Origin of the sequence: Mycobacterium montefiorense (assembly GCF_003112775.1) — a bacterium.
GTDB lineage: Bacteria > Actinomycetota > Actinomycetes > Mycobacteriales > Mycobacteriaceae > Mycobacterium > Mycobacterium montefiorense.
This window is the reverse complement of record NZ_BFCH01000036.1, coordinates 37,158-63,334: the sequence shown is the minus strand read 5'-3', so window position 1 is coordinate 63,334 and position 26,177 is coordinate 37,158. Positions and strand designations below refer to the sequence as shown.

21 protein-coding genes and 3 pseudogenes are annotated in these 26,177 nt (G+C 66.3%); 7 read left to right on the top strand and 17 right to left on the bottom strand.

Annotation, left to right across the window (positions count from 1 at the left end; translation table 11 throughout):
• Positions 1-9: 9 nt before the first annotated feature.
• Positions 10-1,129, bottom strand: a pseudogene (locus DB708_RS23980) (glycoside hydrolase family 76 protein).
• A gap of 185 nt (positions 1,130-1,314) precedes the next feature.
• On the opposite strand from DB708_RS23980, the gene DB708_RS23975 reads away from it, so the two are divergent.
• On the top strand, positions 1,315-2,721 hold the full coding sequence (locus DB708_RS23975) for an ethanolamine ammonia-lyase subunit EutB (RefSeq protein WP_108925965.1): 1,407 nt from the start codon (positions 1,315-1,317) through the stop codon (positions 2,719-2,721).
• Positions 2,721-3,482: an ethanolamine ammonia-lyase subunit EutC gene (eutC, locus tag DB708_RS23970; RefSeq protein ID WP_108925964.1), complete on the top strand. Its 762-nt coding sequence runs from the start codon at positions 2,721-2,723 to the stop codon at positions 3,480-3,482. The genes DB708_RS23975 and eutC overlap by 1 nt, the downstream gene beginning before the upstream one ends.
• Positions 3,483-3,533: 51 nt before the next feature.
• Here eutC and DB708_RS23965 read toward each other — a convergent pair whose 3' ends face one another.
• From DB708_RS23965 to DB708_RS23930, 8 genes and pseudogenes are all read right to left on the bottom strand, one after another.
• A complete protein-coding gene (locus DB708_RS23965) occupies positions 3,534-4,739 on the bottom strand; it encodes a vWA domain-containing protein (RefSeq protein WP_108925963.1) in 1,206 nt (401 codons plus the stop codon).
• Between the two features lie 6 nt (positions 4,740-4,745).
• A complete protein-coding gene (locus DB708_RS23960; protein ID WP_108925962.1) occupies positions 4,746-5,411 on the bottom strand; it encodes an SRPBCC family protein in 666 nt (221 codons plus the stop codon).
• A 13-nt stretch (positions 5,412-5,424) separates the two neighbouring features.
• The gene (locus DB708_RS23955; protein ID WP_108925961.1) at positions 5,425-6,303 is read right to left on the bottom strand and encodes an AAA family ATPase; all 879 of its coding nucleotides are present in this window, start codon (positions 6,301-6,303) and stop codon (positions 5,425-5,427) included.
• 176 nt (positions 6,304-6,479) lie between these two features.
• Positions 6,480-7,178, bottom strand: a pseudogene (locus DB708_RS23950) (XdhC family protein); the annotation flags it as partial.
• Between the two features lie 11 nt (positions 7,179-7,189).
• Positions 7,190-9,589, bottom strand: a complete 2,400-nt coding sequence (locus DB708_RS23945; RefSeq protein WP_108925959.1) for an aerobic carbon-monoxide dehydrogenase large subunit — start codon at positions 9,587-9,589, stop codon at positions 7,190-7,192.
• Positions 9,586-10,065, bottom strand: coding sequence for a (2Fe-2S)-binding protein (locus DB708_RS23940; protein WP_108925958.1), 480 nt, complete (start codon positions 10,063-10,065; stop codon positions 9,586-9,588). The genes DB708_RS23945 and DB708_RS23940 overlap by 4 nt, the downstream gene beginning before the upstream one ends.
• A 2-nt stretch (positions 10,066-10,067) precedes the next feature.
• Positions 10,068-10,946, bottom strand: coding sequence for an FAD binding domain-containing protein (locus DB708_RS23935; protein ID WP_108925957.1), 879 nt, complete (start codon positions 10,944-10,946; stop codon positions 10,068-10,070).
• Between the two features lie 66 nt (positions 10,947-11,012).
• On the bottom strand, positions 11,013-12,182 hold the full coding sequence (locus tag DB708_RS23930; protein WP_201263607.1) for an XdhC family protein: 1,170 nt from the start codon (positions 12,180-12,182) through the stop codon (positions 11,013-11,015).
• A gap of 23 nt (positions 12,183-12,205) precedes the next feature.
• On the opposite strand from DB708_RS23930, the gene DB708_RS23925 reads away from it, so the two are divergent.
• A complete protein-coding gene (locus DB708_RS23925; protein WP_108925956.1) occupies positions 12,206-13,171 on the top strand; it encodes a LysR family transcriptional regulator in 966 nt (321 codons plus the stop codon).
• Positions 13,172-13,268: 97 nt separating this feature from the next.
• Here DB708_RS23925 and DB708_RS23920 read toward each other — a convergent pair whose 3' ends face one another.
• Genes DB708_RS23920 through ttfA form a run of 4 tightly spaced genes read right to left on the bottom strand, consistent with a single transcriptional unit; the run spans position 13,269 to position 16,266 of the window.
• The gene (locus DB708_RS23920; RefSeq protein ID WP_108926270.1) at positions 13,269-13,913 is read right to left on the bottom strand and encodes a TrmH family RNA methyltransferase; all 645 of its coding nucleotides are present in this window, start codon (positions 13,911-13,913) and stop codon (positions 13,269-13,271) included.
• Positions 13,910-14,809: a hypothetical protein gene (locus DB708_RS23915; protein ID WP_108925955.1), complete on the bottom strand. Its 900-nt coding sequence runs from the start codon at positions 14,807-14,809 to the stop codon at positions 13,910-13,912. The genes DB708_RS23920 and DB708_RS23915 overlap by 4 nt, the downstream gene beginning before the upstream one ends.
• Before the next feature lie 13 nt (positions 14,810-14,822).
• Positions 14,823-15,362 carry an orotate phosphoribosyltransferase gene (pyrE, locus tag DB708_RS23910; protein ID WP_108926269.1) on the bottom strand — a complete coding sequence of 180 codons (540 nt, stop codon included), beginning with the start codon at positions 15,360-15,362 and terminating at the stop codon, positions 14,823-14,825.
• Positions 15,363-15,408: 46 nt separating this feature from the next.
• Entirely contained in the window at positions 15,409-16,266 is an 858-nt protein-coding gene (ttfA, locus tag DB708_RS23905) for a trehalose monomycolate transport factor TtfA (protein ID WP_108925954.1), read from the bottom strand.
• A 92-nt stretch (positions 16,267-16,358) separates the two neighbouring features.
• Here ttfA and DB708_RS23900 point away from each other — a divergent pair, with 92 nt between their 5' ends.
• A complete protein-coding gene (locus DB708_RS23900) occupies positions 16,359-17,174 on the top strand; it encodes an enoyl-CoA hydratase/isomerase family protein (RefSeq protein ID WP_108925953.1) in 816 nt (271 codons plus the stop codon).
• Between the two features lie 3 nt (positions 17,175-17,177).
• Here DB708_RS23900 and clpB read toward each other — a convergent pair whose 3' ends face one another.
• On the bottom strand, positions 17,178-19,724 hold the full coding sequence (clpB, locus tag DB708_RS23895; RefSeq protein ID WP_108925952.1) for an ATP-dependent chaperone ClpB: 2,547 nt from the start codon (positions 19,722-19,724) through the stop codon (positions 17,178-17,180).
• Between the two features lie 104 nt (positions 19,725-19,828).
• Here clpB and DB708_RS27860 point away from each other — a divergent pair, with 104 nt between their 5' ends.
• From DB708_RS27860 to DB708_RS23880, 3 genes are read left to right on the top strand one after another with little or no spacing between them, the layout of a single operon-like run.
• Positions 19,829-20,764, top strand: a complete 936-nt coding sequence (locus DB708_RS27860) for a DUF3060 domain-containing protein (RefSeq protein WP_235616924.1) — start codon at positions 19,829-19,831, stop codon at positions 20,762-20,764.
• 41 nt (positions 20,765-20,805) lie between these two features.
• Positions 20,806-21,978, top strand: coding sequence for an FAD-binding oxidoreductase (locus DB708_RS23885; protein WP_108925951.1), 1,173 nt, complete (start codon positions 20,806-20,808; stop codon positions 21,976-21,978).
• A gap of 16 nt (positions 21,979-21,994) precedes the next feature.
• The gene (locus DB708_RS23880; RefSeq protein ID WP_108925950.1) at positions 21,995-22,885 is read left to right on the top strand and encodes an aldose 1-epimerase; all 891 of its coding nucleotides are present in this window, start codon (positions 21,995-21,997) and stop codon (positions 22,883-22,885) included.
• 70 nt (positions 22,886-22,955) lie between these two features.
• Here DB708_RS23880 and DB708_RS23875 read toward each other — a convergent pair whose 3' ends face one another.
• From DB708_RS23875 to DB708_RS28110, 3 genes and pseudogenes are all read right to left on the bottom strand, one after another.
• Positions 22,956-24,131 carry a PPE family protein gene (locus DB708_RS23875; RefSeq protein WP_108926267.1) on the bottom strand — a complete coding sequence of 392 codons (1,176 nt, stop codon included), beginning with the start codon at positions 24,129-24,131 and terminating at the stop codon, positions 22,956-22,958.
• A 20-nt stretch (positions 24,132-24,151) separates the two neighbouring features.
• Positions 24,152-24,451: pseudogene (locus DB708_RS23870) on the bottom strand (PE family protein).
• 119 nt (positions 24,452-24,570) lie between these two features.
• On the bottom strand, positions 24,571-25,770 hold the full coding sequence (locus tag DB708_RS28110; protein ID WP_165839906.1) for a PPE family protein: 1,200 nt from the start codon (positions 25,768-25,770) through the stop codon (positions 24,571-24,573).
• Between the last annotated feature and the right edge of the window lie 407 nt (positions 25,771-26,177).

Genomic DNA, 26,177 nt, shown 5'->3' with positions numbered 1-26,177 from the left:
CGCTCCTTATCAATACTGGACGGCGGTGACGTTACAGGCGGCCTCCATCAGCATCCACCCCGACAGCTGCACCGACAGATCCCGTTCGGGAGTCTCCGAAGCGTTCACCGCGCCCTCGACGAACTGCGCCTGCGCACCGCCCGTCGTCGGCAGCTCCGCGTCGCGGTCCCAGAACGCGCCGAACAACGGCAGCCCGTCCACCGTCTGCCGGTAGTCCCACGCCGATTTCGCGCTGGACAGCACGATCGTGCGCGCGGTGTCACGGGCCACCGCGTCGTCGGCGGAGTCACCGGGTAGTGAGGTGGCGACCAGCGCGAGGTAGCGGGCGGTGACGCCGGCGAACAACCCGCCATCGCCGCCACCGGAACCCTTCAGCACACCGGCCGGCGCCATATGTTCGTTGACGGCAGCGACCAGGCGATACACGCGCTGGGCGTGTGTTGCCCGGGCTTCGGCGCCGGTGCGGGCGGCCAGCTCGGTTTCCAGCCCGAGCACCACGCCCTGGCAGTAGGTGTACTGCGCGCGGACCAGCGAGCCGGCCTTGATGCCGTCGAACACCAGGTGCGTCTCGGGGTCGATCAGGGTGCGATCAATCCAGTCCCCCATTTGTCCCTGCTCGCTTCAGGTGGTCGCCATAACGGGCCAGGAAAATCCCCGCCGGACCGTTACCCGGGGCGTTGAAGAACTGGTCTTGCTTACGCCACGGGATACCGCCGCCGTCTTCGGGCACCCATGCCTTGACGAACTGATCGGCCAGCTTGGGCAGAGCTCGGCTGCGCTCGACGCCGGCGATCCGGGCGGCGCGTTCCAGGGCGATCGCCAGCCATGCCATGTCGTCGTAATAGCTGTTGGTCCAGCGGAAGTTGTTGCGCAGCCGGTGCGAGCGGACCTGGCGGTTGATCTCGGTGTGCCGGTGCGGCTGTGGGTCGCGTAGCTGCGCGTCGACCAGGCAATCCAGCAGATGCGCCTGCCACCAGTAGTGCCAAGTGCCGAACAACCTGTCCCGCCGCGTCGCCGGCCAGGCCACCACTCCCAGCTGGGTTCCCGGCAAGGCCCACAGCCGCTTCAGGTGTCGTTGCGCGACAGCGGCTTCGGAGCTGGCTGCCCGGTTGGCCCATAGCTGATCCATACCTGCCGATCCTGCCTCATGCGCATTGGCGGTGCTGTGGGCGTCGGGTGTGTACTTAGGGACTTGAGTGTGCACTCACGGCGGCCAGGATCGGCGCGTCGTCGCCGGGGCCGCACACTCGACGTAACGGACCCGGCACCGGCCACGTTGACCTGCTGGTGACCCAAGGTGACCTACTGTGAAATATGCGCTACCGGCACTCCATTTCGGGGACGACCTACGCCTTTGACGGCCTGGTCGATGTGATGGCGAAGGCAACGCCGCTGCGCTCCGGTGACCAGCTGGCCGGCTGCGCCGCCGATTCCGACGCCGAACGGGCCGCGGCGGCGTGGGTACTGGCCGACATACCGCTGGCGACATTTCTCAACGACGTGATCGTGCCGTATGAGACCGATGAGGTCACCCGGCTGATCATCGACAGCCACAACCGCGAGGCGTTCGGCCCGATCGCGCACTTGACCGTCGGTGGCTTTCGCGACTGGCTCCTGGATACGGCATCGCTCGACGACAGCGCGGCGTGGATCACCGCCGTCTCCCCGGGACTCACCCCGGAGATGGTCGCCGCGGTGTCAAAGATCATGCGCAACCAGGACTTGATCCTGGTTGCCGCCGCCGCGACGACTACCGCTGCCTTCCGAACCACGATCGGATTGCCCGGCACGCTGGCCACCCGGCTGCAACCCAACCACCCCACCGATGACCCGCGCGGCATAGCCGCGGCGATGCTCGACGGCCTGCTGATGGGCTGCGGTGACGCGGTGATCGGCATCAACCCGGCGACCGACTCGCCGCACGCGGCGTCGGATCTGCTGCACCTGCTCGACGACATTCGCCAACAGTTCGCCATCCCCGTGCAGTCGTGCGTGCTGTGCCACGTCACGACGACGATGGAGCTGATCGAGCGGGGCGCGCCCGTCGACCTGGTTTTCCAGTCCATCGCGGGCACCGAGGGCGCCAATGCCAGCTTCGGCACCTCGATCGCGATGTTGACCGAGGCCAACCAGGCGGCCCGATCGCTGCACCGCGGCACGGTCGGCGACAACGTCATGTATCTGGAGACCGGACAGGGTTCGGCGCTGTCGGCCGGTGCCCACCTCGGCATGGGTAACAAGCCGGTCGATCAGCAGACGCTCGAGGCGCGCTCCTACGCGGTAGCCCGGGCACTACAACCGCTGTTGATCAACACCGTGGTCGGATTCATCGGGCCCGAGTACCTCTACGACGGCAAACAGATCATCCGCGCCGGGCTCGAAGACAACTTCTGCGGGAAACTGCTCGGCCTGCCGATGGGTGTCGACGTGTGCTACACCAACCACGCCGAAGCCGACCAGGACGATATGGACACGCTGTTGACGCTGCTGGGCGTGGCGGGTACCGCGTTCGTGATCGCCGTTCCCGGCGCCGACGACATCATGCTCGGCTATCAAAGCCTGTCCTTTCACGACGCGCTGTACGTGCGAAAAGCGTTGGGGCTGCGGCCAGCACCTGAATTCGCGGCGTGGCTGGCCAGCCTGGGTATAGCCGATGCCGACGGCCGGATCCTTCCCGTCGACCTCGCGACGTCGCCGCTGCGAGCATTGGCGGCCGGCTGATGAGCACTGCGAATCTGCCGTCAGACTGCGATATTTGGGCGCCACTGCGAGCGACCACGCAGGCACGCATCGGGCTGGGCCGTGCGGGAAACTCGTTGCCCACCAAGCGGATTCTGGAATTCCAGGCAGCCCACGCCGCGGCACGCGATGCCGTCCATGACCCACTCAACGTCGACGACCTCATCGAGCAGCTGCATCACATCGGCATCGACCAGCCGCTGCGGGTACACAGCCGGGCGACCTCGCGCAGCGAGTACCTGCGGCGGCCTGACCTCGGTCGCAGCCCCGCTGACCTGTCGGACTTACCAAAAACTAAGGCGGATATCGGCTTTGTCCTCGCCGACGGATTGTCACCCCGCGCGCTGACCGACCATGGCGTGGGCTTGGTCGACGCGCTGGTCCGCGAATTCGGCGGCCGCTACCGGATGGCACCGCTGGTCATCGCCACCCAGGCGCGCGTGGCGCTCGGGGATCACATCGGTCAATCACTTGGCGTGACAACAGTTCTAGTGCTTATCGGCGAACGCCCGGGACTCTCAGTCGCGGACAGCCTGGGTATCTACCTCACGCATCGTCCGGTGCCGGGGCTCACCGACGCCGACCGCAACTGCATCTCCAACATCCATCCGCCCGACGGCCTGGACTACTCCACGGCCGCGGGCGTCGCCGCCGCGCTCGTCGCCGGTGCCCGCGAGCTCGGTCGTTCCGGCGTCGCCCTCAAAGACGCCTCCCGAGGATTAGCTGTGCGCCAACAGATTTGAGTGTGCGCCGTCGGCGGCCTCGGCCAGCGTGTCGCCGCCCTGGGTGCACACTCAATGCCAAGGATGCACACTGGCCAATGCCTGCAGCAGTTCGCGCAGCCCGGTCAGCGAGTGTGCCGGCAGAAACAGATCGCAATACGGCAGGGCCGCGCCCATCGACCCCACCAGCGGTTGGAATTCACCGTGTGCCGCTCGGGGATTGAGCCACACTAGCCGATCGGCACGGCGACGCAGCCGGACCATCGCGTGCTCCAGCGCGTCGGGCGGATCGCTGTCCCAGCCGTCCGAGGCGATGATCACCACGGCGCCGCGCAGCGCGTTGCCATGCGGCGGGGCGAGCAGCGCGGCCAGGCTGCGGCCGATGAAGGTGCCGCCGTAGCGGTCGGTGACCTTGGCGTTGGCCCGCTGCAGCGCCACCTCGGCCGATCGGTGCGAGAGCACCGAGGTGAGCCGGGTCAGCGACGTCGAGAACGCGAACACCTCGGGACGAGTTCCGCCCTGGCGCAACACCGCCCGCATCAGATGCAGATAGACCGCGGCGTAGGGCTGCATCGAGCGGCTGACATCGCAGACAAGCACGATCCGCCGCGGCCGGCGGCGCGGCCGGGTTCGCGCCAGCACCATCGATTCCCAGCCGGTCGAGCGCGACGCGTTCATGGTGGCCCGCAGGTCGATTCGCTTGCCGCCAGGGCTCGGCTCAAATCGCAGGCTGCGGCGCCGCGGCCAGCGCGCGACGGTCGCTTCCAGCCAGATGCCGAGCAGGCGGAGGTCTTCGGGATCGAATCGGTCGAACGGTTCGTCCGCCAGCGCCGCGATGCGGCTGGGCAGCACATCCGGCACCAGCAGGCTCGAGCCTGCCGTCTGCTCCGCCGCGGCGATGCTCCGCGTCACCCAGGGCAGCTTTTGGGTGGAACCGGCTCCGCTACCGCCCGAGCGCAGCGTGCCGGCAGCCGGCGTTTTGGGTCCCGGCAACGGCAGCGCCGTCTCGGGTGCCGTGGTGCCGTCGGGTTCGGCGGCACCGAACACCGTCGCGAATACCGCATCGAAGGCGCCCAGATCCTCCATCCGATTGACCAACGTCAGCCGGGCCGCCCAGTACAGCGCAGATATGTTGTCCGGCATCAGCTTTCGCAGCGCTTCCACGAAGCTGGCCGGGCCACTGGCGGACACCAATACCCCAACGCTGCGCAGACGAGCGACCAGCGCTGTCGCCAGCGCCGCCCGATCGACGCCCCGCAACAGCAATGGGGTGGCCACGAGCCGCTAACGCCGTCGCAGCAGCACCCAGATCAGCACCAGCGCGGCCAGCGCTGCCAGCGCCGGGGCGGCGTATTTCTTGAGTTGGTCGCCGCCGGCGAGCTGCAGCAGATCGATGGGTTCGGGTTCGGAAACGGGTGCTTGCCGGGTTCCCGGGACCGGATTCACCGGCCACGCGGGAATGGGCTCCTCCGATGCCGCTTCGGAAGGGGCTGGGTCGCCGTTCTTCTCAGCGGCCAACTTGGCCTCCAGCGATTCGACGAACTGCCCCAACAATTTCTCCGACACCTGCTGCAGCATGCCGCTGCCGAATTGGGCCAGTTTGCCGACGATCTTGAGATCGGTGTCGACGCTGACGGTGGTCTGCTCCCCGTTTGCCTGCAGCTGCGCGGTGACCGTGGCGGCCGCATTGCCGGTGCCACGCGCTTCCTTGCCCTTGCCATCGATGACCGCGCGATACTCATCGCTGTCCTGTTCGACGAAACGCACCTTGCCGCTGAATTCGCTTGTCACCGGGCCAACCTTGACCTTGACCTTGCCGAGATACTCCTCGCCTTCATGGCCGATCAGCTGGGCGCCCGGCATCAACGGGATCACCTGCTCCAGGTCGCACAGCACGTCCCAGGCTTGTTGGATGGGCGCGCTTACGGTGAATTGGTTAGCGATTTTCATGCTGCGGGTCCTCTCAGGTGCGGCTGTACTCGGTGAAAGCGTCGCGAATCTGCGTACGGTCGTCGGGCGTCTTGGCCAGCGCCCCCAGGCTCATGACGGCGGAATCGTCGACGAGGTTCGCGACGCCGAGCGACACCAGGGCGGCAACCCAGTCGATGGTCTCGGCCACACCGGGCGGCTTGTCAAGGTCGAGATCGCGTGCGCTGCCGACGAACTGGGTGGCCTGCTCGATCAGCGGGGCGGCCGCACCGGGCACCGTTCGCCGAACGATAGCCGCCGCCCGGGATGGCTCAGGATAGTCGATCCAGTGGTACAGGCAACGCCGTCGCAGCGCGTCGTGCAGGTCGCGGCTGCGGTTGGAGGTGAGCACCGCGATCGGCGGCCGCTCGGCGACGAAGGTGCCCAGCTCCGGGACGGACACCGCGGACTCGCCGAGGAACTCCAGCAGCAGAGCTTCGAATTCGTCATCAGCGCGGTCGATTTCGTCGATCAGCAGCACCGGGGGCGCCGGTCCGCGGTGCCGAACGCACTGCAGGATGGGCCGGTCGACCAGATAGTCCTCGGTGTAGAGGTCCGCTTCCTCGATGCCCGTACCACGGGCCTCGGCCAGCCGGATGGACAGCAGCTGGCGTTGATAGTTCCAGTCGTAGAGCGCCTCGTTCGCGGTCAGGCCCTCGTAGCACTGCAACCGCACCATGCTGGTATTCAACACGGCGGCAAGGGTTTTCGCTGCCGTGGTCTTGCCCACTCCCGGCTCCCCCTCGAGCAGCAGCGGCCTGCCCAGCGTGACGGCCAGATAAATCGCGGACGCGGTCCCGGTGTCGAGCAGGTAGTCCTTTGCGTCGAACTGGCGCACCACCTCGTCGGGGCCGGCGAACACTTCCGGTGTCATGTGCCGGCGTTTTCGGCGGCGAATGCCGATCGGCATCCCTGGCAACAGAACCAGTAATCGGTGCCGGCCAGTTCCAGATGCTCGGTAGTGAGCCCGATCGGCACCGTCATGCCACACACCGGGTCGACGGCTTCGGCCGGGCCGTCGTTCACCGGGACGGACAGCCGGGCCAGGCTGCCGTCGCGCACGGCGGCGATCAGCTCGGCCGCGATCGACACCGCGATCTCCGCGGGCGTCTTCGCGCCGATTCGCAATCCGACCGGCGTGTGGATGCGGGCTTGCTCGTCCTCGGAGAGTTCGAGGTCGTTCAGGATTGAGGCCCCGCGCACTCTGCTGGCCACCAGGCCGATATACTCGACGCCGTTGTCCAGTGCGGCGCGGATGATTTCGGCCTCCGGCCCACCGTGGCTGGCGATCACCACGGCGGAGGTGTCGGACAAGTCGGTGTCACGCCGGGCGTCGTAGCCGAGCACCCGGCACACCTCGATCAGCGCGTCGGCGATCGGCGTCGCGCCGTAGATCCGGATCAGCGGCGCCGGCAGCTGCGGTGTCAGGAAGATCTCCAGCGACCCGCCGGACAAGCACGGGTTGACCACCACGCTGGCTCCGGAGGCCTCCGGGAAATGCACGTCGCCGTCGGGCAGCACGCGCAGCAGCACACTCTCGCCCGCCTGCAGCACACCCAGCGCCGCCTTGCGCACCGAGTTCTGCGCGCACTGCCCGCCGACGAACCCCTCAATTGTTCCGTCCGGCAATAAGATTGCCTCATCACCCGGAAACGCCGACGTGGGCGGCTGGGCACGCACCACCGTGGCATGCACAAAGGGTGTGCGCGCCGCCAACAGTTGCTGAGCCCGCTCGCTGATCGTCGACATCGGCAAGGCCCCTAGATCGGCGGTCTCGCGCGGCCCTGCATGGCCTCCCAGACCCGCGAGGGCGTCAGCGGCATGTCAGCGTGCCGAACCCCGAACGGCGCCAACGCATCCACCACCGCATTGACCACCGCGGGTGGCGAGCCGACCGTTGCCGATTCGCCGATGCCCTTGGCGCCGATCGGGTGATGTGGCGACGGCGTCACGGTGTGTCCGGTTTCCAGATGCGGCACCTCGACCGCGGTCGGAATCAGGTAGTCCATCAACGATCCGCCGAGGCAGTTGCCTTCCTCGTCGAAGGCGATCATCTCCATCAACGCCATTCCGATACCGTCGACGATGCCGCCGTGCACCTGGCCCTCGATGATCATCGGGTTGATCTGAGTACCGCAGTCGTCCACCGCGAGGAAGCGCCGCACCTTGACCACTGCGGTGCCCGGATCGATGTCCACCACACAGAAGTACGCACCGTACGGGTAGGTCAGGTTCTCCGGGTTGTAGCAGATCTGGGCGTCCAGACCACCCTCGATGCCGTCGGGCAGGTCACCGGCGCCGTGCGCGCGCATCGCGATGTCGGCAATGGTGACCGCTGCGGACGGATCGCCCTTGACGTGGAATTTGCCTTTCTCCCAATCCAAGTCGGCCACCGAGACTTCGAGCATGCCCGACGCGATGATCTTCGCCTTGTCGCGGACCTTGCGGGCCACCAGTGCCGCCGCCGCCCCGGACACCGGCGTGGACCGGCTTCCGTAAGTACCCAGCCCGAACGGCGTCTGGTCGGTGTCGCCGTGCACCACATCGATGTCGTCGGGCGGAATGCCCAACTCCTCGGCGACGATCTGGGCGAACGTCGTCTCATGGCCCTGGCCTTGGGTCTGCACCGAAAGCCGCACCACGGCTTTGCCGGTCGGGTGCACCCGCAGCTCGCAGCCGTCGGCCATGCCGAGGCCGAGGATATCCATGTCCTTGCGAGGGCCGGCGCCGACGGCCTCGGTGAAGAACGACATGCCAATGCCCATCAGCTCGCCGCGCTCGCGCTTCTCGGTCTGCTCGGCGCGCAGCGCGTCATAGCCGATCATGTCCATGGCCTTGCGCATGGTGGTCTCGTAGTCACCCGAGTCATACACCCAGCCGGTCTTACTGCGATACGGGAACTGATCGGGCCGCAGCAAGTTTCGCAGCCGCAACTCAGCCGGATCCATCTTCAGGTCGAATGCCAGGCAATCGACCAGCCGCTCAACGAAATACACCGCCTCGGTAATCCGGAACGAACACGCGTAAGCCACCCCGCCGGGCGCCTTGTTGGTGTACACCGCCGTCATGTGGCAATAGGCGGCTTCGATGTCGTAGCTGCCGGTGAACACCCCGAAAAAACCCGCCGGATACTTCACCGGCGCCGCCGTGCCGTTGAATGCGCCGTGGTCGGCCAGCACGGTAGACCGGATCGCCAGGATCTTGCCGTCGCCCGTGGCCGCGATCTCGCCGACCATGATGTAGTCGCGCGCGAAGCCGGTGGAGGTCAGGTTCTCGCTGCGGTCCTCCATCCACTTCACCGGCTTGCCCAGTAGCAGCGAGCCGACGATCGCGCAGACGTAACCGGGGTAGATCGGCACCTTGTTGCCGAATCCCCCGCCGATGTCGGGCGAGATCACCTGGATCTTGTGCTCGGGCAGACCGGCGACCAACGCGTAGAGCGTGCGATGTGCGTGCGGTGCCTGGCTGGTGGACCACAGCGTCAACTTGCCTGTCACCGGATCCAGATCCGCTACCGCACCACAGGTTTCCATCGGCGCCGGGTGTACCCGGGGATAGACGATCTCCTGCGTGACCACCACGTCGGCCTTCGCGAAGGCGGCATCAGTGGCGGCCGCATCGCCGGTCTCCCAGTCGAAGCAGTGGTTGTCGGTCTTGCCCTCCAAGTCGGTGCGGATCACGGCCGCGGACGGATCGAGCGCCGTGCGCACATCCACGACCGGGTCCAGCGGGTCGTAGTCGACGTCGATCAGCTCCAAGGCGTCACGGGCCGAATACCGGTCCTCGGCGACGACGAATGCCACCTCCTGACCTTGGAAGCGAACCTTGTCGGTGGCCAGTACGGCCTGCACGTCGTTGGACAGCGTCGGCATCCAGGCCAGGCCCTTGGCGGCCAGGTCGGCGCCGGTCACCACCGCCTTAACCTTCGGATGTGCTTGCGCGGCAGTCACATCGATGCTGACGATGGTGGCGTGTGCGTACGGCGAACGCAGGATCGCCAGGTGCAGCATGCCCGGCAGCGCGATGTCGTCGACGTAGCGGCCCCGGCCGCGGATGAACCGGGGATCTTCCTTGCGCATCATCCGGCCATAGCCGCACGGTTTTTGGTCGTTGTCGGCCAGGTCTTCCGGTGACGGCGGGCGAGATTCGATAGTGGTCATGACCCGGCCTCCACTGGAGCTGTGTGCGATGCGGCCCACTGAATGGAGCGCACGATCGTGGTGTATCCGGTGCATCGGCAGATCTGCCCCGAGATCGCTTCCCGGATGGTGTCCTCGTCGGGGTTCGGGTCGCTGTCCAGCAGGGCGCGGGCGGTGATCATCATTCCCGGTGTGCAGAAGCCGCATTGCAGCCCGTGGCAACGCATGAAGCCCTCCTGCACGGGGTCCAGCTCGCCGTTCACCGCGAGCCCCTCGACGGTCCGCACACTGTGGCCCGACGCCATAACGGCCAGCATCGTGCAGGATTTCACCGGCACGCCGTCGACGTCGACCACACAGGTTCCACAGTTGCTGGTATCGCAACCCCAGTGGGTTCCGGTAAGCCGCAGATGATCACGCAGAAAGTGCACGAGCAGCATCCGGGGCTCGACGTCGGCACTGACCTGGTCGCCGTTGACGGTCATATTCACCTGCATGGCTAATTCCCTTCTGCCCGTACTCGTTCGGCGACGGTGCGCAAGGTCCGGGTAGTCAGTTCGGCGGCCAGATGCCGCTTGTACTCGGCGGTGCCGCGAACATCGGTCACCGGGTCGCAGGCTTGCGAGGCGCGTTGACCCGCGTCGGCGAAGACCTCCTCGGTGGCGGCCTGCCCGGCCAGTCCTGCGGCGACTTCGGCCAGTGCTGCCTGGTCGACGTTGACGGCGGTCAGGCCGAGGCGCGCCGCGACGATCGCTGTACCGTCGAGCGTGAGCGCGGACCCCGCCGCCGCTACAGCCCAGTCACCAACCCGCCGCTCCACTTTCGCGTAGGCACTGGACGTGTTGTGCCGCAAAGGTATCCGCACCTCGACGAGCATCTCGTTGAAGGCGAGCGCGGTTTGGTACGGCCCGACGATGAAGTCGTCGATCGGTATTTCGCGTTCACCCGAGGGTCCGCGGGCCAGGCACACCGCGTCCAGCGCCTCACACACGGTCGACAGATCCTCGGCCGGGTCCGCTTGACACAGCGAGCCGCCCAGGGTGCCGCGGTTGCGGACCACGGGGTCGGCGATCACCCGTTCGGCGTCACGGAAGATCGGGCACACCGCGGCCAAGGTGTCGGACTCCAGCAGCTCGCGGTGACGGGTCATGGCGCCGATACGGACCAGGGTCGGGTCGGTGATCACATACCCGAGTTCGAGGGCCAGGTCGTTGATGTCGACGAGGTATTCGGGGTTGGCGATGCGCAGCTTCATCATCGGCAGCAGGCTGTGGCCGCCGGCGACTACTCGCGCCCCCTCCCCCAGCCGATCCAGCAATCCGATCGCATGGTCGACACTGGTTGCACGTTCATATTCAAAGGGCCCGGGTACCTGCATGTGGCGCACCTCACTCGAAAAGGGAACCCCAGTGTCGGCCGCACTGACAGGGGCGTCAATAGCGAGTTAAGTGATCGTTGAAGTCGCCTCGAAGTCGCCTGTGACCAGCTGATCTGCCGCGTCATGGTGGATCCGGCCAAGCAGCTGGGCCAGCGGCAAACCTCCGCCGCCCCACCTTCTGGCGATGATGTCGGCCGCGATCGAGACCGCGGTCTCCTGCGGTGTCCGGGCCCCGAGGTCCAGCCCGATCGGGCTGGCGAGCCGGCTCAGTTCGGCCTCGGTCAGCCCGGCCGCCCGCAGCCGCGCCGTGCGGTCGTCGTGTGTGCGACGCGAGCCCATCGCCCCCACATACCCGACCTGCGGCAGCCGCAGCGCTACTTCGAGCACCGGCACATCGAACTTCGGATCGTGGGTGAGCACGCAGATCACGGTGCTGTCGTCGATGGCACCCGTCTCCGCCTGGGCGGCGAGGTAGCGGTGCGGCCAATCGACGACGACGTGCTCGGCCGCCGGAAATCGGGCCCGCGTAGCGAACACTGAGCGTGCGTCGCAGACCGTGACGCGGTAGCCGAGGAAGGCGCCCTGCTCCGCGAGGGCGGCGGCAAAGTCGATGGCGCCGAACACCAGCATCCGCGGCTGCGGGGCGTAGCAGGATACGAACACCTCCATGCCTTCACCCAGCCGTTGCCCGTCGGGCCCGTATTTGAGCACCTCGCTGCGCCCGACCGCGAGCAGACCGCGGGCATCGTCGGCGACCGCGGCGTCGGCCCGCTCCGATCCCAGCGATCCCGCCGTCGCATCACGACGAACGACGAGGCGCCGGCCGATCCACTGCGCGTCGGGGTGGGCGACGATGGTCGCGACCGCAACGGGACATTGCGCGTCGATGTCGTCGGCGATCGCGCCGAGTTCGGGAAAGGTTGTCTGCGACATCGCCTCGACGAAGATGTCGATGACGCCGCCGCATGTCAGGCCGACCGCAAACGCGTCGCCGTCGCTGACTCCATAGCGTTCCAGCCGCGGTGTTCCGGTCTGCGTCACCTCGGTGGCAGCTTGGTAGACAGCGCCTTCCACGCAGCCACCCGACACTGACCCGCTGACGGACCCGTCCGGCGCGACCACCATCGAGGCTCCGGGCAGTCTCGGCGCCGACTGGAAGGTTCGCACTACCGTCCCCAGTCCCGCGGTACCGCCAGCACGCCAAATCGACATCAACTCGGCAAGCACGTCACGCACACTTCCCAAAGTAAGCTCATAACATGACTCCGGCTCAACTTCGGGCCTATTCCGCGGTGGTTCGGTTGGGCTCGGTGCGAGCCGCCGCCGCCGAACTTGGCGTTTCCGACGCCGGAGTCTCGATGCATGTCGCGGCGCTGCGCAAGGAACTCGACGACCCGTTGTTCACCAGAACCGGTGCGGGGCTGGCGTTCACACCCGGCGGGCTGCGGCTGGCCAGCCGCGCGGTTGAAATTCTGGGTCTGCAGCAACAAACCGCGATCGAGGTCACCGAGGCGGCGCATGGGCGGCGGCTGCTGCGGATCGCGGCGTCCACGGCGTTCGCCGAACACGCCGCGCCCGGTCTGATCGAGTTGTTCTCGTCGCGAGCCGACGACCTTTCGGTGGAGTTGAGCGTGCATCCGACGAGCCGATTCCGGGAGCTGATCGCCTCGCGCGCAGTCGACATCGCGATCGGCCCGGCAAGTGAGAGCTCGGCGGCTGCCGACGAGTCGATCTTTATCCGGCCCTTCCTGAAATATCAGATCATTACGGTGGTCGCGCCGAATAGCCCACTGGTAACCGGCATTCCGACGCCGGGATTGTTGCGCCAGCAACAATGGATGCTCGGGCCGTCGGCGGGCAGCGTAGACGGCGAGATCGCAACCATGCTGCGCGGCTTGGCAATTCCGGAATCCCAGCAGCGAATCTTTCAGAGCGATGCGGCCGCGCTCGAGGAGGTGCAGCGGGTCAGCGGTGTCGGGCTGACAATCGGTTTCGCGGTCGCCAAGGATCTCGCTGCCGCGAGGCTGGTGCACGTGAACGGTCCGGGCCTGGACCGGTCGGGTGAGTGGTGCGCCACAACACTGGCGCCGTCGGCGCGTCAGCCGGCGGTGTCCGAGCTGGTCCGCTTCATCACCACCCCGCGATGTATCCAGGCGATGATCCGGGGGTCTGGCGTCGGGGTGACGCGGTTTCGCCCGAAGGTTCACGTCACGCTGTGGAGCTAGGCAGCGGGCCCTGGCCATTGAAGTGCGCCTTGGCGGCGCCCTGACCGCACACTCAACGCCAACGACGCACACTCGACGTCGTGAAGCGGCGTTAGGCCTACCAGGCGCGGTGCAAGTCCGCGTGCTGGCGGATCCAGGCATGCATCGCGATCCCGGCAGCGACGCCGGCGTTGATGCTGCGGGTCGAGCCGAACTGAGCGATCGACACCGTGGTCGCCGCACCCACCCGGATGCCGTCGGTGATGCCAGGCCCCTCTTGACCGAACACCAACAGGCACTCGCGCGGAAGCACGGTTTCCTCCAGGCGTGCCGCTCCCGGCACGTTGTCCACCGCGACCACGTTCAATCCGGCTGCCGTCGCGAAATCCAGCAGCTCGGCAGTGTTGTCGTGATGGCATAACCGCTGATAGCGATCGGTCACCATGGCGCCGCGGCGATTCCAGCGCCGACGCCCGACGATGTGCACGGTGTCCACCGCGAAAGCGTTGGCGGTTCGCACCACCGAACCGATATTGGCGTCGTGACCGAAGTTCTCGATCGCGATGTGCAGCGGGTGCCGGCGATGGTCGATATCGGCGACGATCGCTTCCCGGGTCCAGTACCGATAGGCATCTACGACATTGCGAGTGTCACCGTCGCGCAACAGAATTGGGTCATACCGCGGGTCCTCGGGCAGCTCGCCATGCCACGGCCCGACGCCGGTGGCCGCGTCTCCCCATTCGGTGGGCCCGGGTCCGCTCATCGCGGCGTCCACACACCGGCATGCGTGCCGACGATCGCCACCGTCGCATAGAGCAGCGCCTGGTTGATTTCGCCTTGGGTGCACAAGGATGCGGAGACGTGCACCGCGTCCAACGAGGCGTCGGGCAAGATCAGCACCGCCGACCCGTACGCCGCGCATGCCGGGTTCAGGCCGCTACCGGGCAGCGTCGGCGCCGCGAGCAGCATCATCGGGCCGCCGCGCCGGGCGGAGTCGTCGCGATACCGGGCGGCGATGGCTTCGGCATCCAGACCGAGCAGCATGTAGCCGTTGCCGGTGAAGGCCGCCGGATCACCCAGCTGCGCCTGGGCTATCGGGGTTCCGTCCGCTCGCCACGCCGACAGGTTGGTGGTCTTGACCACCAGTCCGGTGTCGTTGACGTTCGTCGGCATCAGCCCCACCGGAAACGCCGCCGGGTAGGCCGCGGAGGTGTCGGCAATCCGGTCCCGCGTCGAGTAGCTGTACACGCCGCGGACCTGACTGCGGTCCTTCAGCGGGCCCAGGCACACGGTGCCGGTCAGCCGGTCGGGCGGCGACGACAGCGGCGCCGGGATATCGCGCACCGTGGCCATCGCGGCGTCGCAGCTGCCCAAACCGACGGCTTCCATCGGGTGGGCGAGCGCGCCGTAGAGCCCGAAGCGAATGTCCTCGGGTTTGGCATGCGGCGCCTTGGGATCCGCCGGTGAGGCGTCGACGTTGATCAACACGTAGTCGTCGTCCCAGCGCAGGTTCGACACCGACATGTTCCAGCCCAGCAGCGCCAGCGATTCACCCAGCCGCGCGCCCTGAGCACCGTAGGGCGCAACAGCATGACTGGACCCCGAGCAACCCACCAGGCAGACGGCCAAGCAGGCTGCTATCGCAAGGAAAGTGCGCACAGCGGTAACGGCCCTAGCCCAGCCCCAGATCGGCCAGCCCCAGGACGCTGCGGTACGGCAGCCCCTCGGCCTGGATAGCCTCCGCGGCGCCGGTGGCGCGATCCACCACAGTGGCCACGCCGACGACTTCGGCACCCGCGTCCTGAACGGCGTGCACCGCCGTCAGCGCCGAACCGCCGGTGGTGCTGGTGTCCTCGACCACCAGCACCCGTTGACCAGTTACCTCGGATCCCTCGATAAGACGTTGCAGGCCATGGGTTTTGGTGGACTTGCGCACCACAAAGGCGTCGATTGGGCGCCCGGGCGCGTGCATGACCGCAGTCGCCACCGGATCGGCGCCCAGGGTCAAACCGCCGACGACCGCGTAATCCCAGTCTGCGGTGAGTTCGCGCATCAGCATGCCGATCAGTGCCGCGGCGCGGTGGTGCAGGGTGGCCCGGCGCAGGTCGACGTAGTAGTCGGCTTCCTTGCCCGATGACAGCGTCACGCGGCCGTGTACCACCGATAGCCGGCGCACCAGTTCGGCCAGTTCCGCACGGTCAGTTTCGGCCACGGCCTTGTGCACCCTTTATTCGTCTACCGTTGCAGCACAACAGGTTTCAGTGATGGAAATTGCTGGCCTGCTGGCCATTACGCCCCGTCGACGACGGGGGACGCCGGATGGCTTCGGTACGGCCGTCGTCGCGGTTGGCCGACTCCGGGGCACGGCGGCTGGCCTGGACATCTGAGCCCATCATCCCGGACACGTCCTGAGCCGAGCGCCGGGTCGGCAACTCCGCCCGGCCGGCGGGCGCCAACGGACGGCTCGGCGCCGCATTTCGAAGTCCAGCCGGCTCGTCGCTATCGGCGGGCGTCGGCGGCAACACCCGCAACAGGTCGTTGAACTGGCGCACCGTGCGCAGCCCCTCGTCCCATTGGGTGCGCGTACTGGAGACCGGCATGGCGACCAGCGTCCAGTTCTGCTCGTTCCACATGATCTCGGCGCTGTCCGGCGCGGTGTGCGCGAAGGTAACCATCCGCCGATCGCAGGCTCGACGGGCCGCGTCCAGGTTGGTCGAGTAGACCATCCGCGGGCCGATCGCACCCAGCAGCCAGATGTCGCTCTCGCGCGGCTCTTTGAGCCCTTTGAGTCGCAGGTCGACCACCACGTTGGTGCCCACCTTGCGGTGCAGCGCGATCACCGTGGCGACTTCCTCGAGATCGAAGATGTACACGGCCTCGCCGCGAATCTGGCCCAGCACCACGTTGTGGGCGGGCACGTCTCCCACCGTCGACATCACGCCGCGCTTCCAGCGCTTGAGGATGTCGGTCGATTCGCGCTCGAAGTCGAACCCGTGTGAACGTGCCCAGGATTTGCGCCGTCTGCTGCGCCCCCGGCGTCGATCTATGTCGACATACAGCAACACCACCGCGCCGACGAAGCACAGCGCGGAGAGGGTGAACCATAACGGGACCATCCTAAGTAGCGTATCTGCTACCCCACCCGAAGCGAGAATGCGACCTGGTCACAACCCAATTAAGGTTTGCTAGGGCCGCGTAGGGTTCCACCATGGTCTACGAGGGCTACCAGCTAATTCGCATCGCCGCGGCCGATGGTGTTTGCCGCGCGACGATCGACAACCCCCCGATCAACCTGCTGGACGTACCGCTGCTGAACGAGATCGACCGGCTGACGCGTGAGGTCGCGGCCGACGACGAGGTCCGGGTGCTGATCGTCGACTCGGCCGACCCGGAGATCTTCATCGCCCATGCCGACGTGGGCCTGATTCTGGACCTGCCGGCCGACGACATCGGGCTGCACGACGAGCTATCGCTCTTTCACGCCGTGACCGAGCAGCTCCGGACCCTGCCGAAGGCCACCATCGCCGTCATCGAGGGCGTCTGCCGCGGCGGTGGCTGCGAATTCGCGATGGCTTTCGACATGCGGTTCGCCGCACTCGGCACCACGGTGCTGGGACATCCGGAGTTGGCGGTCGGCATCATCCCCGGCGGCGGCGGCACGCAGCGGCTGCCCAGACTGATCGGCCGGGCGCGGGCCCTGGAAGTCATCCTTGGCTGCATCGACGTCGACGCCGCAACGGCCGAAGCGTGGGGATATGTGAACCGCGCGTTGCCGGCCGACAAGCTGCGGCGGTTTGTCGACAAGCTCGCCGCCCGCATCGCGTCGTCGCACGCGGTGGCCATCGCCAACGCCAAGCGCGCGGTCGACGCCGCCGCGTCAGCCGATATGGCGACCGGCCTGCGCATCGAGGATCAGCTCTTTCGCGAAACCGTCGCGCAGCCGGCCGCCCGGGAACTGCTGCGGGCAGTGATCGACGCCGGCGCCCAGACCCGTGACTACGAGCTGGGCGACCGGCGCCGCTAGTACTCAACCGAGGATCAGGCCGTCGCCGTCCGGGTTGACGTTGACCGGAACGGTGTCGCCGTCGTGCACGTCGCCGGCCAGCAACAGCTTGGCCAACTGGTCACCGATGGCCTGCTGGACCAACCGCCGCAACGGCCGGGCGCCGTACACCGGGTCGAACCCGCGCGCTGCCAGCCATTCCTTGGCCGGCAGCGACACCTCGAGCTGCAGCCGCCGCTGCGCCAGGCGCTTGGCCAGCTGAGTGAGCTGGATGTCGACGATCTGCACCAGCTCTTCGGGATTGAGGGCATCGAAGATCAGCACGTCATCGAGCCGGTTGATGAACTCCGGCTTGAATGCCGCGCGCACCGCCGCCATCACCTGCTCGGAGTTGCCGCCCGAACCGAGGTTGGACGTCAGGATCAGGATCGTGTTGCGGAAGTCGACCGTGCGGCCCTGGCCGTCGGTCAGGCGGCCTTCGTCGAGCACCTGCAGCAGCACGTCGAAAACATCGGGGTGGGCCTTTTCGACCTCGTCGAACAGCACGACGGTGTAGGGCCGCCGCCGCACCGCCTCGGTCAGCTGGCCGCCCTGGTCGTAGCCGATGTAGCCGGGAGGCGCGCCGACCAGGCGGGCCACCGAGTGCTTCTCGCCGTACTCGCTCATGTCGATGCGGACCATCGCCCGGTCGTCGTCGAACAAGAAGTCGGCCAGCGCCTTGGCCAGCTCCGTCTTGCCGACGCCGGTGGGGCCCAGGAACATGAACGACCCGGTGGGCCGGTTGGGGTCGGCGACCCCGGCGCGGCTGCGGCGCACGGCGTCGGACACGGCCTGCACCGCTTTCTTCTGCCCGACCACGCGCTTGCCCAGCTCGTCTTCCATCCGTAGCAGCTTGGCAGTCTCGCCTTCCAGCATCCGTCCGGCCGGGATGCCCGTCCACGCCGACACCACATCGGCGATGTCGTCGGGACCGACTTCCTCCTTGAGCATCACGTTCTCGCGGGCCTCGGCGTGCGGAAGCGCGCCGTCGAGCTTCTTCTCCACTTCGGGTATCCGCCCGTAGCGCAGCTCGGCGGCCTTGGCCAGGTCGCCGTCGCGCTCGGCGCGCTCGGACTCTCCGCGCAGCGTGTCCAGCTGTTCTTTGAGTTCACGGACGGCGTCGATGGCGTTCTTCTCGTTCTGCCACCTGGTGGTCAGCTCGGCCAGCTTCTCCTTCTGGTCCGCCAGTTCGGAGCGCAGCTTTTCCAGCCGTTCCTTGGATGCCTCGTCCTCTTCTTTGGACAGCGCCATCTCTTCGATCTCGAGCCGGCGCACCAGCCGCTCGACCTCGTCGATCTCGACGGGCCGGGAGTCGATCTCCATTTTCAGCCGGCTGGCGGCCTCGTCGACCAGGTCGATGGCCTTGTCCGGCAGGAAGCGGGCGGTGATGTAGCGGTCGGACAGCGTGGCCGCGGCCACCAGTGCGGAGTCGGTGATGCGAACCCCGTGGTGCACCTCGTAGCGATCCTTCAGGCCACGCAGAATGCCGACGGTGTCCTCCACTGACGGTTCGCCGACCAGCACCTGCTGGAAGCGGCGCTCCAGCGCGGCGTCCTTCTCGATGTACTTGCGGTACTCGTCGAGCGTGGTGGCGCCGACCAGCCGCAGCTCGCCGCGGGCCAGCATCGGCTTGATCATGTTGCCGGCGTCCATCGCGCCCTCGCCGGACGCACCGGCGCCGACGATGGTGTGCAACTCGTCGATGAACGTGATGATCTGCCCGGCCGAGTTCTTGATGTCGTCGAGCACGGCCTTGAGCCGCTCCTCGAACTCGCCGCGATACTTCGCGCCGGCCACCATCGATCCGAGGTCCAGGCTGACGACGGTCTTGTCGCGGAGGCTGTCCGGCACATCGCCGGCCACGATGCGCTGGGCCAGTCCCTCGACGATCGCGGTCTTGCCGACGCCGGGCTCGCCGATCAGCACCGGATTGTTCTTGGTGCGACGGGAGAGCACTTGCACGACGCGCCGAATCTCGTTGTCCCGGCCGATAACCGGATCGAGTTTGCCTTCGCGGGCCAGCTCGGTCAGGTCGGTGGAGTACTTCTCCAGTGCCTGATAGGTGGATTCCGGGTCGGCACTGGTGACCCGGGCGCTGCCGCGGACCTTGACGAATGCCTCCCTTAAGGCTTGCGGGGATGCGCCGTGTCCGGTGAGCAGTTTGGCGATGTCGGAGTCGCCGGTGGCCAGGCCCACCATCAGGTGTTCGGTGGACACGTATTCGTCGTCCATCTCGGTGGCCAGCTGCTGGGCGGTGGTGATCGCGGCCAGCGATTCGCGGGACAGCTGCGGCTGCGAGCTGGAGCCGCTGGCCTGGGGCAGCTTTTCGAGCAGCTGCTCGGCTTCGGCGCGAATGGTCGCGGGCTCGACACCGACCGCCTCCAGTAGCGGCGGGGCAATCCCGTCGTTCTGCGTTAGCAGCGCCAACAGCAGATGAGCGGGCCTGATCTCAGGGTTACCTGCGGCACTGGCCGCCTGTAATGCTGACGTCAGGGCCGCTTGCGTCTTGGTAGTCGGGTTAAAAGAGTCCACGACACCTCCGTTCGGGTATAGGGAAAATGCTTGTCGCCTTGTCCAACGTCGTCAAGGTTGAGTCTGTTCCGCTCAAGTTTAGATTTTTCGGAGGAATTTTGCACGTGGAAGCCGTCGACCCCGGCCTCGCGCCGCCGCCGCGCAGGATTCCGGTTGCTTTCCGGTTGGCCGAGGTGCTGCCGTTTCGCTGGCGGTACGTCTGGACGCTGTTCATGGTCGGCATCGCGCCGATCGCGCTGTGGATACAGCAGCCCATGGCGTTCGCCGCGGTCGCGGTGCTCGCACTGGCCTCGATCTACACCATGCAACTGCGGGGTGCGCGGGTCCGCTTGGGACTGCTCCAGTATGGGCGTGTCGCTGAAGTCATTGCAGCCGAACCGATTTCGCGCGCAACTCGTTACAACGTCAACCTGCCGGTGGCGCACGGATGGACGGTCACACGCCGGCGCTACAGCGGACCCAGCACCAAGACCAAGGTGTCCTACACGCTCGACGGGCAGCGTGCCGAGATCGTGGTGCGCGGGCGGGAGTACGTCAACGGCGTGATCCTGGCCGACGAGCGCAATCCGGCGCGGGCCCGCTGCATCACCGCTTTTGCCTACGACCTGGACCGCGACCAGACCGGCAACTGGGTCGGCGCGCTGCGGCCGAAACTGCGGGTAGGGATGGCCTGCTGGTCGATCATCGTGATCGGCTGGCTGGCCCTGGCCGGCTTGGCGGCCACCGGATTCCGCACCGGCCTGGCCGGCGACATCCCGGCCGAGAACGTCCCCAATGCCGGTACATTGCATGTCACCGGCACTGGCACGACGAAAACCATCCCCTGCCACGGCGGCTATCTCTCGGTGAGTGGGGTGAACAACACGATCACCGTCACGGGCCACTGCACCAGCGTCAGCGTCGCCGGCAAGGGCAATGGGGTGACCGTCGACAGCACGGATGCGATCAGCATTTCGGGCACGGGCAACGTCGTCATCTATCACTGGGGCTCGCCGAAAGTCGCCAACACCGGAACATCGAACACCGTCGGGCAGGGCTGACGAGGACGCGCTCTGCCGCAGCGAGCTTAGAATCGGGCCCTGTGGGCTTAGAGGATTCAGACGCGCTGCGAGTGCTGCGCGACGCCCTCGCCCCGGACGGCTCGGGCGCCGGCGGCGAACTCGTCCACCGTTTCTACACCCAATGGTTCGCACTCGACGTCAGGGTGCGCGACCTATTCCCTCCCGAAATGGATGCTCAGCGAGCCGCTTTCGGCCACGCACTGCACTGGGTCTACGGCGAGCTGGTGGAGCAGCGCGCCGCCGAGCCGGTGGCCTTTCTTGCTCAGCTCGGCCGGGATCATCGCAAATACGGTGTGCTGCCAACACATTACGAGTCGTTGCGACGTGCGCTGCAGACGACGCTGCGCGCCCACTTGGGGGACGCCTGGACCGGCGCCGTCGACTCGGCAGCCGGCCAGTCGCTGAACTTGATCACCGGGGTGATGAGCGGCGCCGCCGATGCCGAAGAGGGACCCGCCTGGTGGGATGGCACCGTGATCGAACATCAGCGGGTCTCGCGGGACCTTGCCGTTGTGCGGCTGCGACTGGACCGCGCGATGCACTACCACCCCGGTCAGTACATCAACGTGCAAGTACCGCAGTGCCCACGACGGTGGCGATTTCTCAGCCCCGCCATTCCGGCCGACGCGCACGGCGGCATCGAGTTTCACGTCCGCCAGGTTCCCGGTGGTCTGGTTAGCACCGCGATAGTCAACGAAACCCGGCCCGACGATCGCTGGCGGCTATCCAGCCCGCACGGCGGCCTGCAAATCGACCGCAACGGCGCCGACATCCTGATGGTGGCCGGCAGCACCGGTTTGGCACCGCTGCGGGCGCTGATCATGGACCTGTCCCGCTACGGAGAGAACCCACGGGTGCACCTGTTCTTCGGCGCCCGCTATCGCTGCGAGCTCTACGACCTGCCGACGCTGTGGCAGGTCGCCTCGCACAGTCCGTGGCTGTCGGTCTCGCCGGTGTCGGAGTACCACAGCGACCCGGCCTGGGCTGCCGATTACCCGGACGTCACGCCGCCACGTGGTCTGCACGTACATCAGATCGGCCAGCTCCCCGAGGTGGTGACGAAATACGGCGGCTGGGGCGACCGGCAGATCCTGGTCTGTGGCGGGCCCGCCATGGTCCGCGCTACCAAGGCGGCGCTGATCGCCAAAGGTGCCTCGCCGGAGCGTATTCAGCACGACCCCTTGAGCCGTTAAGAGATAGGCTGACCGCGTGCACGTGGTGACCCTGCGCGATCCGTCGTCGTCATTAGCTGCACAGTTCGTACCGGACGGCGGCATGATCGGCGCCTCACTTACCGACTCGGGAGTCGAGCTACTCGGTCAGCGGCGCGGACTGGGCGCCTACCTCGAAGCCGGTAAGACGATGGGCATACCGATTCTGTATCCCTGGGCAAATCGGCTGGGCGCCAACACATATACCGCGGAGAACGTGACTGTCGAATTGACACCGGGTGAAAACGGGGTGCGCGCGGACCCCAACGGGCTGCCCATCCACGGCACCCTGGCCGCATACCCGGGCTGGCGGGTAACGGCCGAGTCGTCCAATGAGCTGACCGCCGAAGTTGACTTCGGCGCCGAGCAGCGGCTGCTGGCCAGCTTTCCGTATCCGCACCTGCTGACGGTGTCGGTGCGACTGGCCGAGCGGACGCTGACGGTAACCACAACGGTCGCCGCGACCGGCGAGACCGCGGTCCCGCTGTGTTTCGGCTTTCATCCGTATCTGCGCGTGCCCGACGCGGAGCGCAGCGACTGGATCATCGAGACACCACCGCTACGGCATTTGAGTCTCGACGAGCGGGGTCTGCCCACCGGTGAGTTTTCTGAGCAGCCGGCCAAGAAGGAACCATTGGGCGACAACACTTTTGACGATGCTTACGACCAGGTGGCCGATGGCGCGGTGTTCGCGCTGTCCGGCGGCGGACGCCGCCTGGAAGTGCACTTCGAGCAAGGGTATTCCGCGACCCAGATCTTCGCACCGCCCGGCGAGGACGTGGTGTGCTTCGAGCCGATGACCGCTCCGACCGATGCGCTGAGCCGCGGCGGTTACCGCAGTGCGTGCCCCGGCGAGCCGGCGGTCGCGGTTTTTTCGGTCCGCGCCTAACGACCGCTTCGCTGCTGCCACCACTCCACCAGCGCTGTGCTCGGCACTGACCGTTGGCTGTTTGGGCAACTCATCCGGCGAATGGCGGACGGGCCATGACGGTCGGCCGGAATCCGTATTTCGGTCCGCTGCTGGTCATGCCGATGCTGGATCCGGGAATTGGCATGCCGCCCAGCAGGTTTCCGGCGCCTTCGCTCTCCGCTGCAGTAATAGTGCTGACCGGTAGCGGAGCCGTGCCCGGGTATACGACGGCCGAGGACACGTTCCACGCCGGCGGAACCGACAACCTTCCTACTGAAGCCGCGGCGCCCATGGCTCGCCCCAACATCGCGGGCGCGCCGCTGATGGCGGCTGCGGCCGGTATGGCTGCGCTTGGCACAAAGGATTTCGAGATCTGTAAAAAATCTCTGGCCGCGGCTACGCCAAAGTTGTGCATACCAAAGGTGTTATAGATGAAGCTAGAGTAAGGCCCGAATTGGGTTAGAAACTCTTGAAGACCCTTCGGAAAGGTATCTTTCCCGAACAGGAACTGCCATAGCCACCACAGAGGGCCTCTTCTGGATACGGGACGAATTTCTTCGAACATTCCGTTCCGATGCTCCGCCAGGCCTTCTAGCAGTGCGGTGATCTCGCTGTTCACAATCTCGAGGCGGTCCTGGATTGAACCGTCCGAATTACCAGCGGCAGAGGTGACCGCGGCGGCCTGGGCGGCCAGACCATCCGGGCGGGCGACCTTTGGTGCTGCTACGAATGGCTCGAGAATCGAAGCTGCTGAGGAGTTGGCGGCGTAGCTGTACATCGTCGAGACGTTGTGAGCCCACATTTCGAAGTATTGGGCTTCCAGTGCCGCGATTGTGCCGTCGTTTTGACGGAACACGTTGGTAGCCGTCGCTTTCGCCAGGTCCCCACGGTTGGCCGCGATCAACGGCGGCGGCACCACCGCCGCGAACGCAGCCTCGAAGGCCGCCGCGGCTGCTTGCGCCTGGACTGCCGCCCGCTCAGCCGCAATCGACATGGCATTCATCCACTCCAGATACGGCCGCACCGCCGACATCATCGACTCCGACGCCGCACCCATCCACTGCTCCTCAACCCGCTGGACCAAGTGGCCGCAACCTGTTGCCGCCGAATTAAGCTCGGCTGCCAGCGAATTCCAGGACGACGCGGCATTCATCAACGACGTTGACCCCGGACCGGAATATACGAGTGCCGAAGTGACCTCTGGTGGCAGCGCCCCAAAATCGATTGCCATGGATCGATCCGTACTCACCTGGTCTCGATCACGTTAGCGGCCTCGGTGGCGGCATAGGACGCCGAACTCGCCATCAAGGTATGCACGAACATTTCGTGGATCGCCATAGCTTGGGCGCTCACTGCCTGATACATCTAGGCATGCACGACGAACTGCGCGGCGGTCAGGGCCGATACCGGGTCGGCGGCCGCGGGAATCACCCCCGTGGTCGGCATTGCCGCAGCAGTATTCTCGGCGCTCAAGCCCGCGCCAATGGCTTGCAACGCAGCGGCCGCCGCCGCCAACTCTTCTGGCTGCGCAGTCACATACGACATGTCATCTCCTTCTCTCAGCCCTTCAGGCGCAAGGGGTTTGAGTTGTGGGCGCAGCTCAACCCCGCGCTAGCGTTTATCGTCACTACCTGGTCGTCTTTTCCCTTTCTGAAACCACGGCGTCATCCCCCGGGCGGTGGGCGGACGACCACCCGTTGGCGGTATCCGTATTTGTGCGCAATGACAGCTGCTGCACGCCGACCGTGTCTGCCCATTGGCATTGCGCGAAGAAGTCCATCCGTCGCGCTTCCCGGGCCGCCTACATGACTGACGGCTGCCACCCGAAAGGCCGACCCTTCCGCCATGCCGGGTGCACTGGTCCAGGAGGACGGCACCGAGAGATTCCCAATCCTGTTTGCGGTCAGCCTATTAACTGAAACCAACCCGTCTCCACCGATCGCCGGCGGGAGCACGGATTGCGGCGCTGGACTAGTGGCTCCTGCTGCACCCGCAATAGGTAGGAACTGCTGAGCCAGCGAGGACCATGCATTTGAAAGACTCGTTGCGAGCTCGACCAAACCCGGTATGGTGCGAAACAGTGCATGCCGCTCATCGGTACCGATCCAGCCTTTTTCTTCGTCCCGCATGGGCCCGGGCCTCACCTGAATACGATTGGTGGACAAGGATCGTAGCGACGAGGTCGATCTCGCAAGTGGCTGAAGTTTCTGGGTGATCGCCGAGCCTATGGTTAACCACGTCCCCATTCCGTTACTCTCGGTCACGGTCAGCTCTATCACCGCGCTCGCACTCCCGACAGCTCGTCCGACCGCGGTAGCGTGGGCGAGCGACTCGGCTTGCTCTTGTTTTGGTTTCGGGTCGGCGAACGTTGCCAACCGCGTGGCGCTCGCCGAAGCGGCCGCATAGTCATACATCGCAGTGGCATCTTGAGCCCACATTTCGGCGTACTGGGCTTCGGTCGCCGCGATCGCCGGATTGTTTTGGCCGAAGAAGTTTGTCGCAGTCAGCGCGACGAGGAGATCCCGGTTGGCTGCAACTACCGGCGGGGGCACCGTCATCGCAAACGCCGCTTCATAAGCTGCGGCTGCCGCTCTCAACTGTGTGCCTGCCTCACCGGCCACGATGGCGGCAGCACTCAGCCACAACGGGTAGGGTGTCGCTGCAGCAAGCATGGCACGCGATGCCGGCCCTAACCACGCCGAGCTAGTCATCTCTGACACCAACGACGTGTAACCACAAGCTGCCGAACTCAATTCGATAGCTAACGCATCCCAGGACGAAGCCCCTGACATCATCGAGCCCGACCCGGGGCCGGTATACATCAGCCCCGAATTGATCTCCGGAGGCAGCACCCCAAAGTCCACTTGGACAGCTCCGCTACCACGTCCATCCGGGTAGCCGGAGCCAGGGTTTGGTTGGTCGGCGCAGATTGGTTCGCAATCGAGGTCGATGGTTCTCGGGACGGCGCTGTCCGCCGAGGGATGGTAGCGAGGTAGTCAAAAACGGCTGCATTATCGAGGCCTCACTTTGTTCCGATACGGATGAGCCGGTGGGTAACACGGTTGGTGTTTGCTCATCGATGCAGTACTAGGGTGCAGGACCGGCGAGAACAAACCATCGGTCAAAATACGGAGGGCGCACTATGAGTCGTCGTTAATTTGACTAAAGCCGCACCACGCCCGCCTACGTATACCTACCGATGCGTGGTGAACAAGGAAATTCCTACGCATGCATACGGCGTGCGGCTCGGGTTCGCTTTCGGTGACTGCTA

Coding starts and splice junctions, on each gene's coding strand:
- DB708_RS23975 (WP_108925965.1), top strand. CDS start 1,315: ATGCGCTACCGGCACTCCATTTCGGGGACGACCTACGCCTTTGACGGC.
- eutC (WP_108925964.1), top strand. CDS start 2,721: ATGAGCACTGCGAATCTGCCGTCAGACTGCGATATTTGGGCGCCACTG.
- DB708_RS23960 (WP_108925962.1), bottom strand. CDS start 5,411: ATGAAAATCGCTAACCAATTCACCGTAAGCGCGCCCATCCAACAAGCC.
- DB708_RS23955 (WP_108925961.1), bottom strand. CDS start 6,303: ATGACACCGGAAGTGTTCGCCGGCCCCGACGAGGTGGTGCGCCAGTTC.
- DB708_RS23945 (WP_108925959.1), bottom strand. CDS start 9,589: ATGACCACTATCGAATCTCGCCCGCCGTCACCGGAAGACCTGGCCGAC.
- DB708_RS23940 (WP_108925958.1), bottom strand. CDS start 10,065: ATGCAGGTGAATATGACCGTCAACGGCGACCAGGTCAGTGCCGACGTC.
- DB708_RS23935 (WP_108925957.1), bottom strand. CDS start 10,946: ATGCAGGTACCCGGGCCCTTTGAATATGAACGTGCAACCAGTGTCGAC.
- DB708_RS23925 (WP_108925956.1), top strand. CDS start 12,206: ATGACTCCGGCTCAACTTCGGGCCTATTCCGCGGTGGTTCGGTTGGGC.
- DB708_RS23920 (WP_108926270.1), bottom strand. CDS start 13,913: ATGAGCGGACCCGGGCCCACCGAATGGGGAGACGCGGCCACCGGCGTC.
- ttfA (WP_108925954.1), bottom strand. CDS start 16,266: ATGGTCCCGTTATGGTTCACCCTCTCCGCGCTGTGCTTCGTCGGCGCG.
- DB708_RS23900 (WP_108925953.1), top strand. CDS start 16,359: ATGGTCTACGAGGGCTACCAGCTAATTCGCATCGCCGCGGCCGATGGT.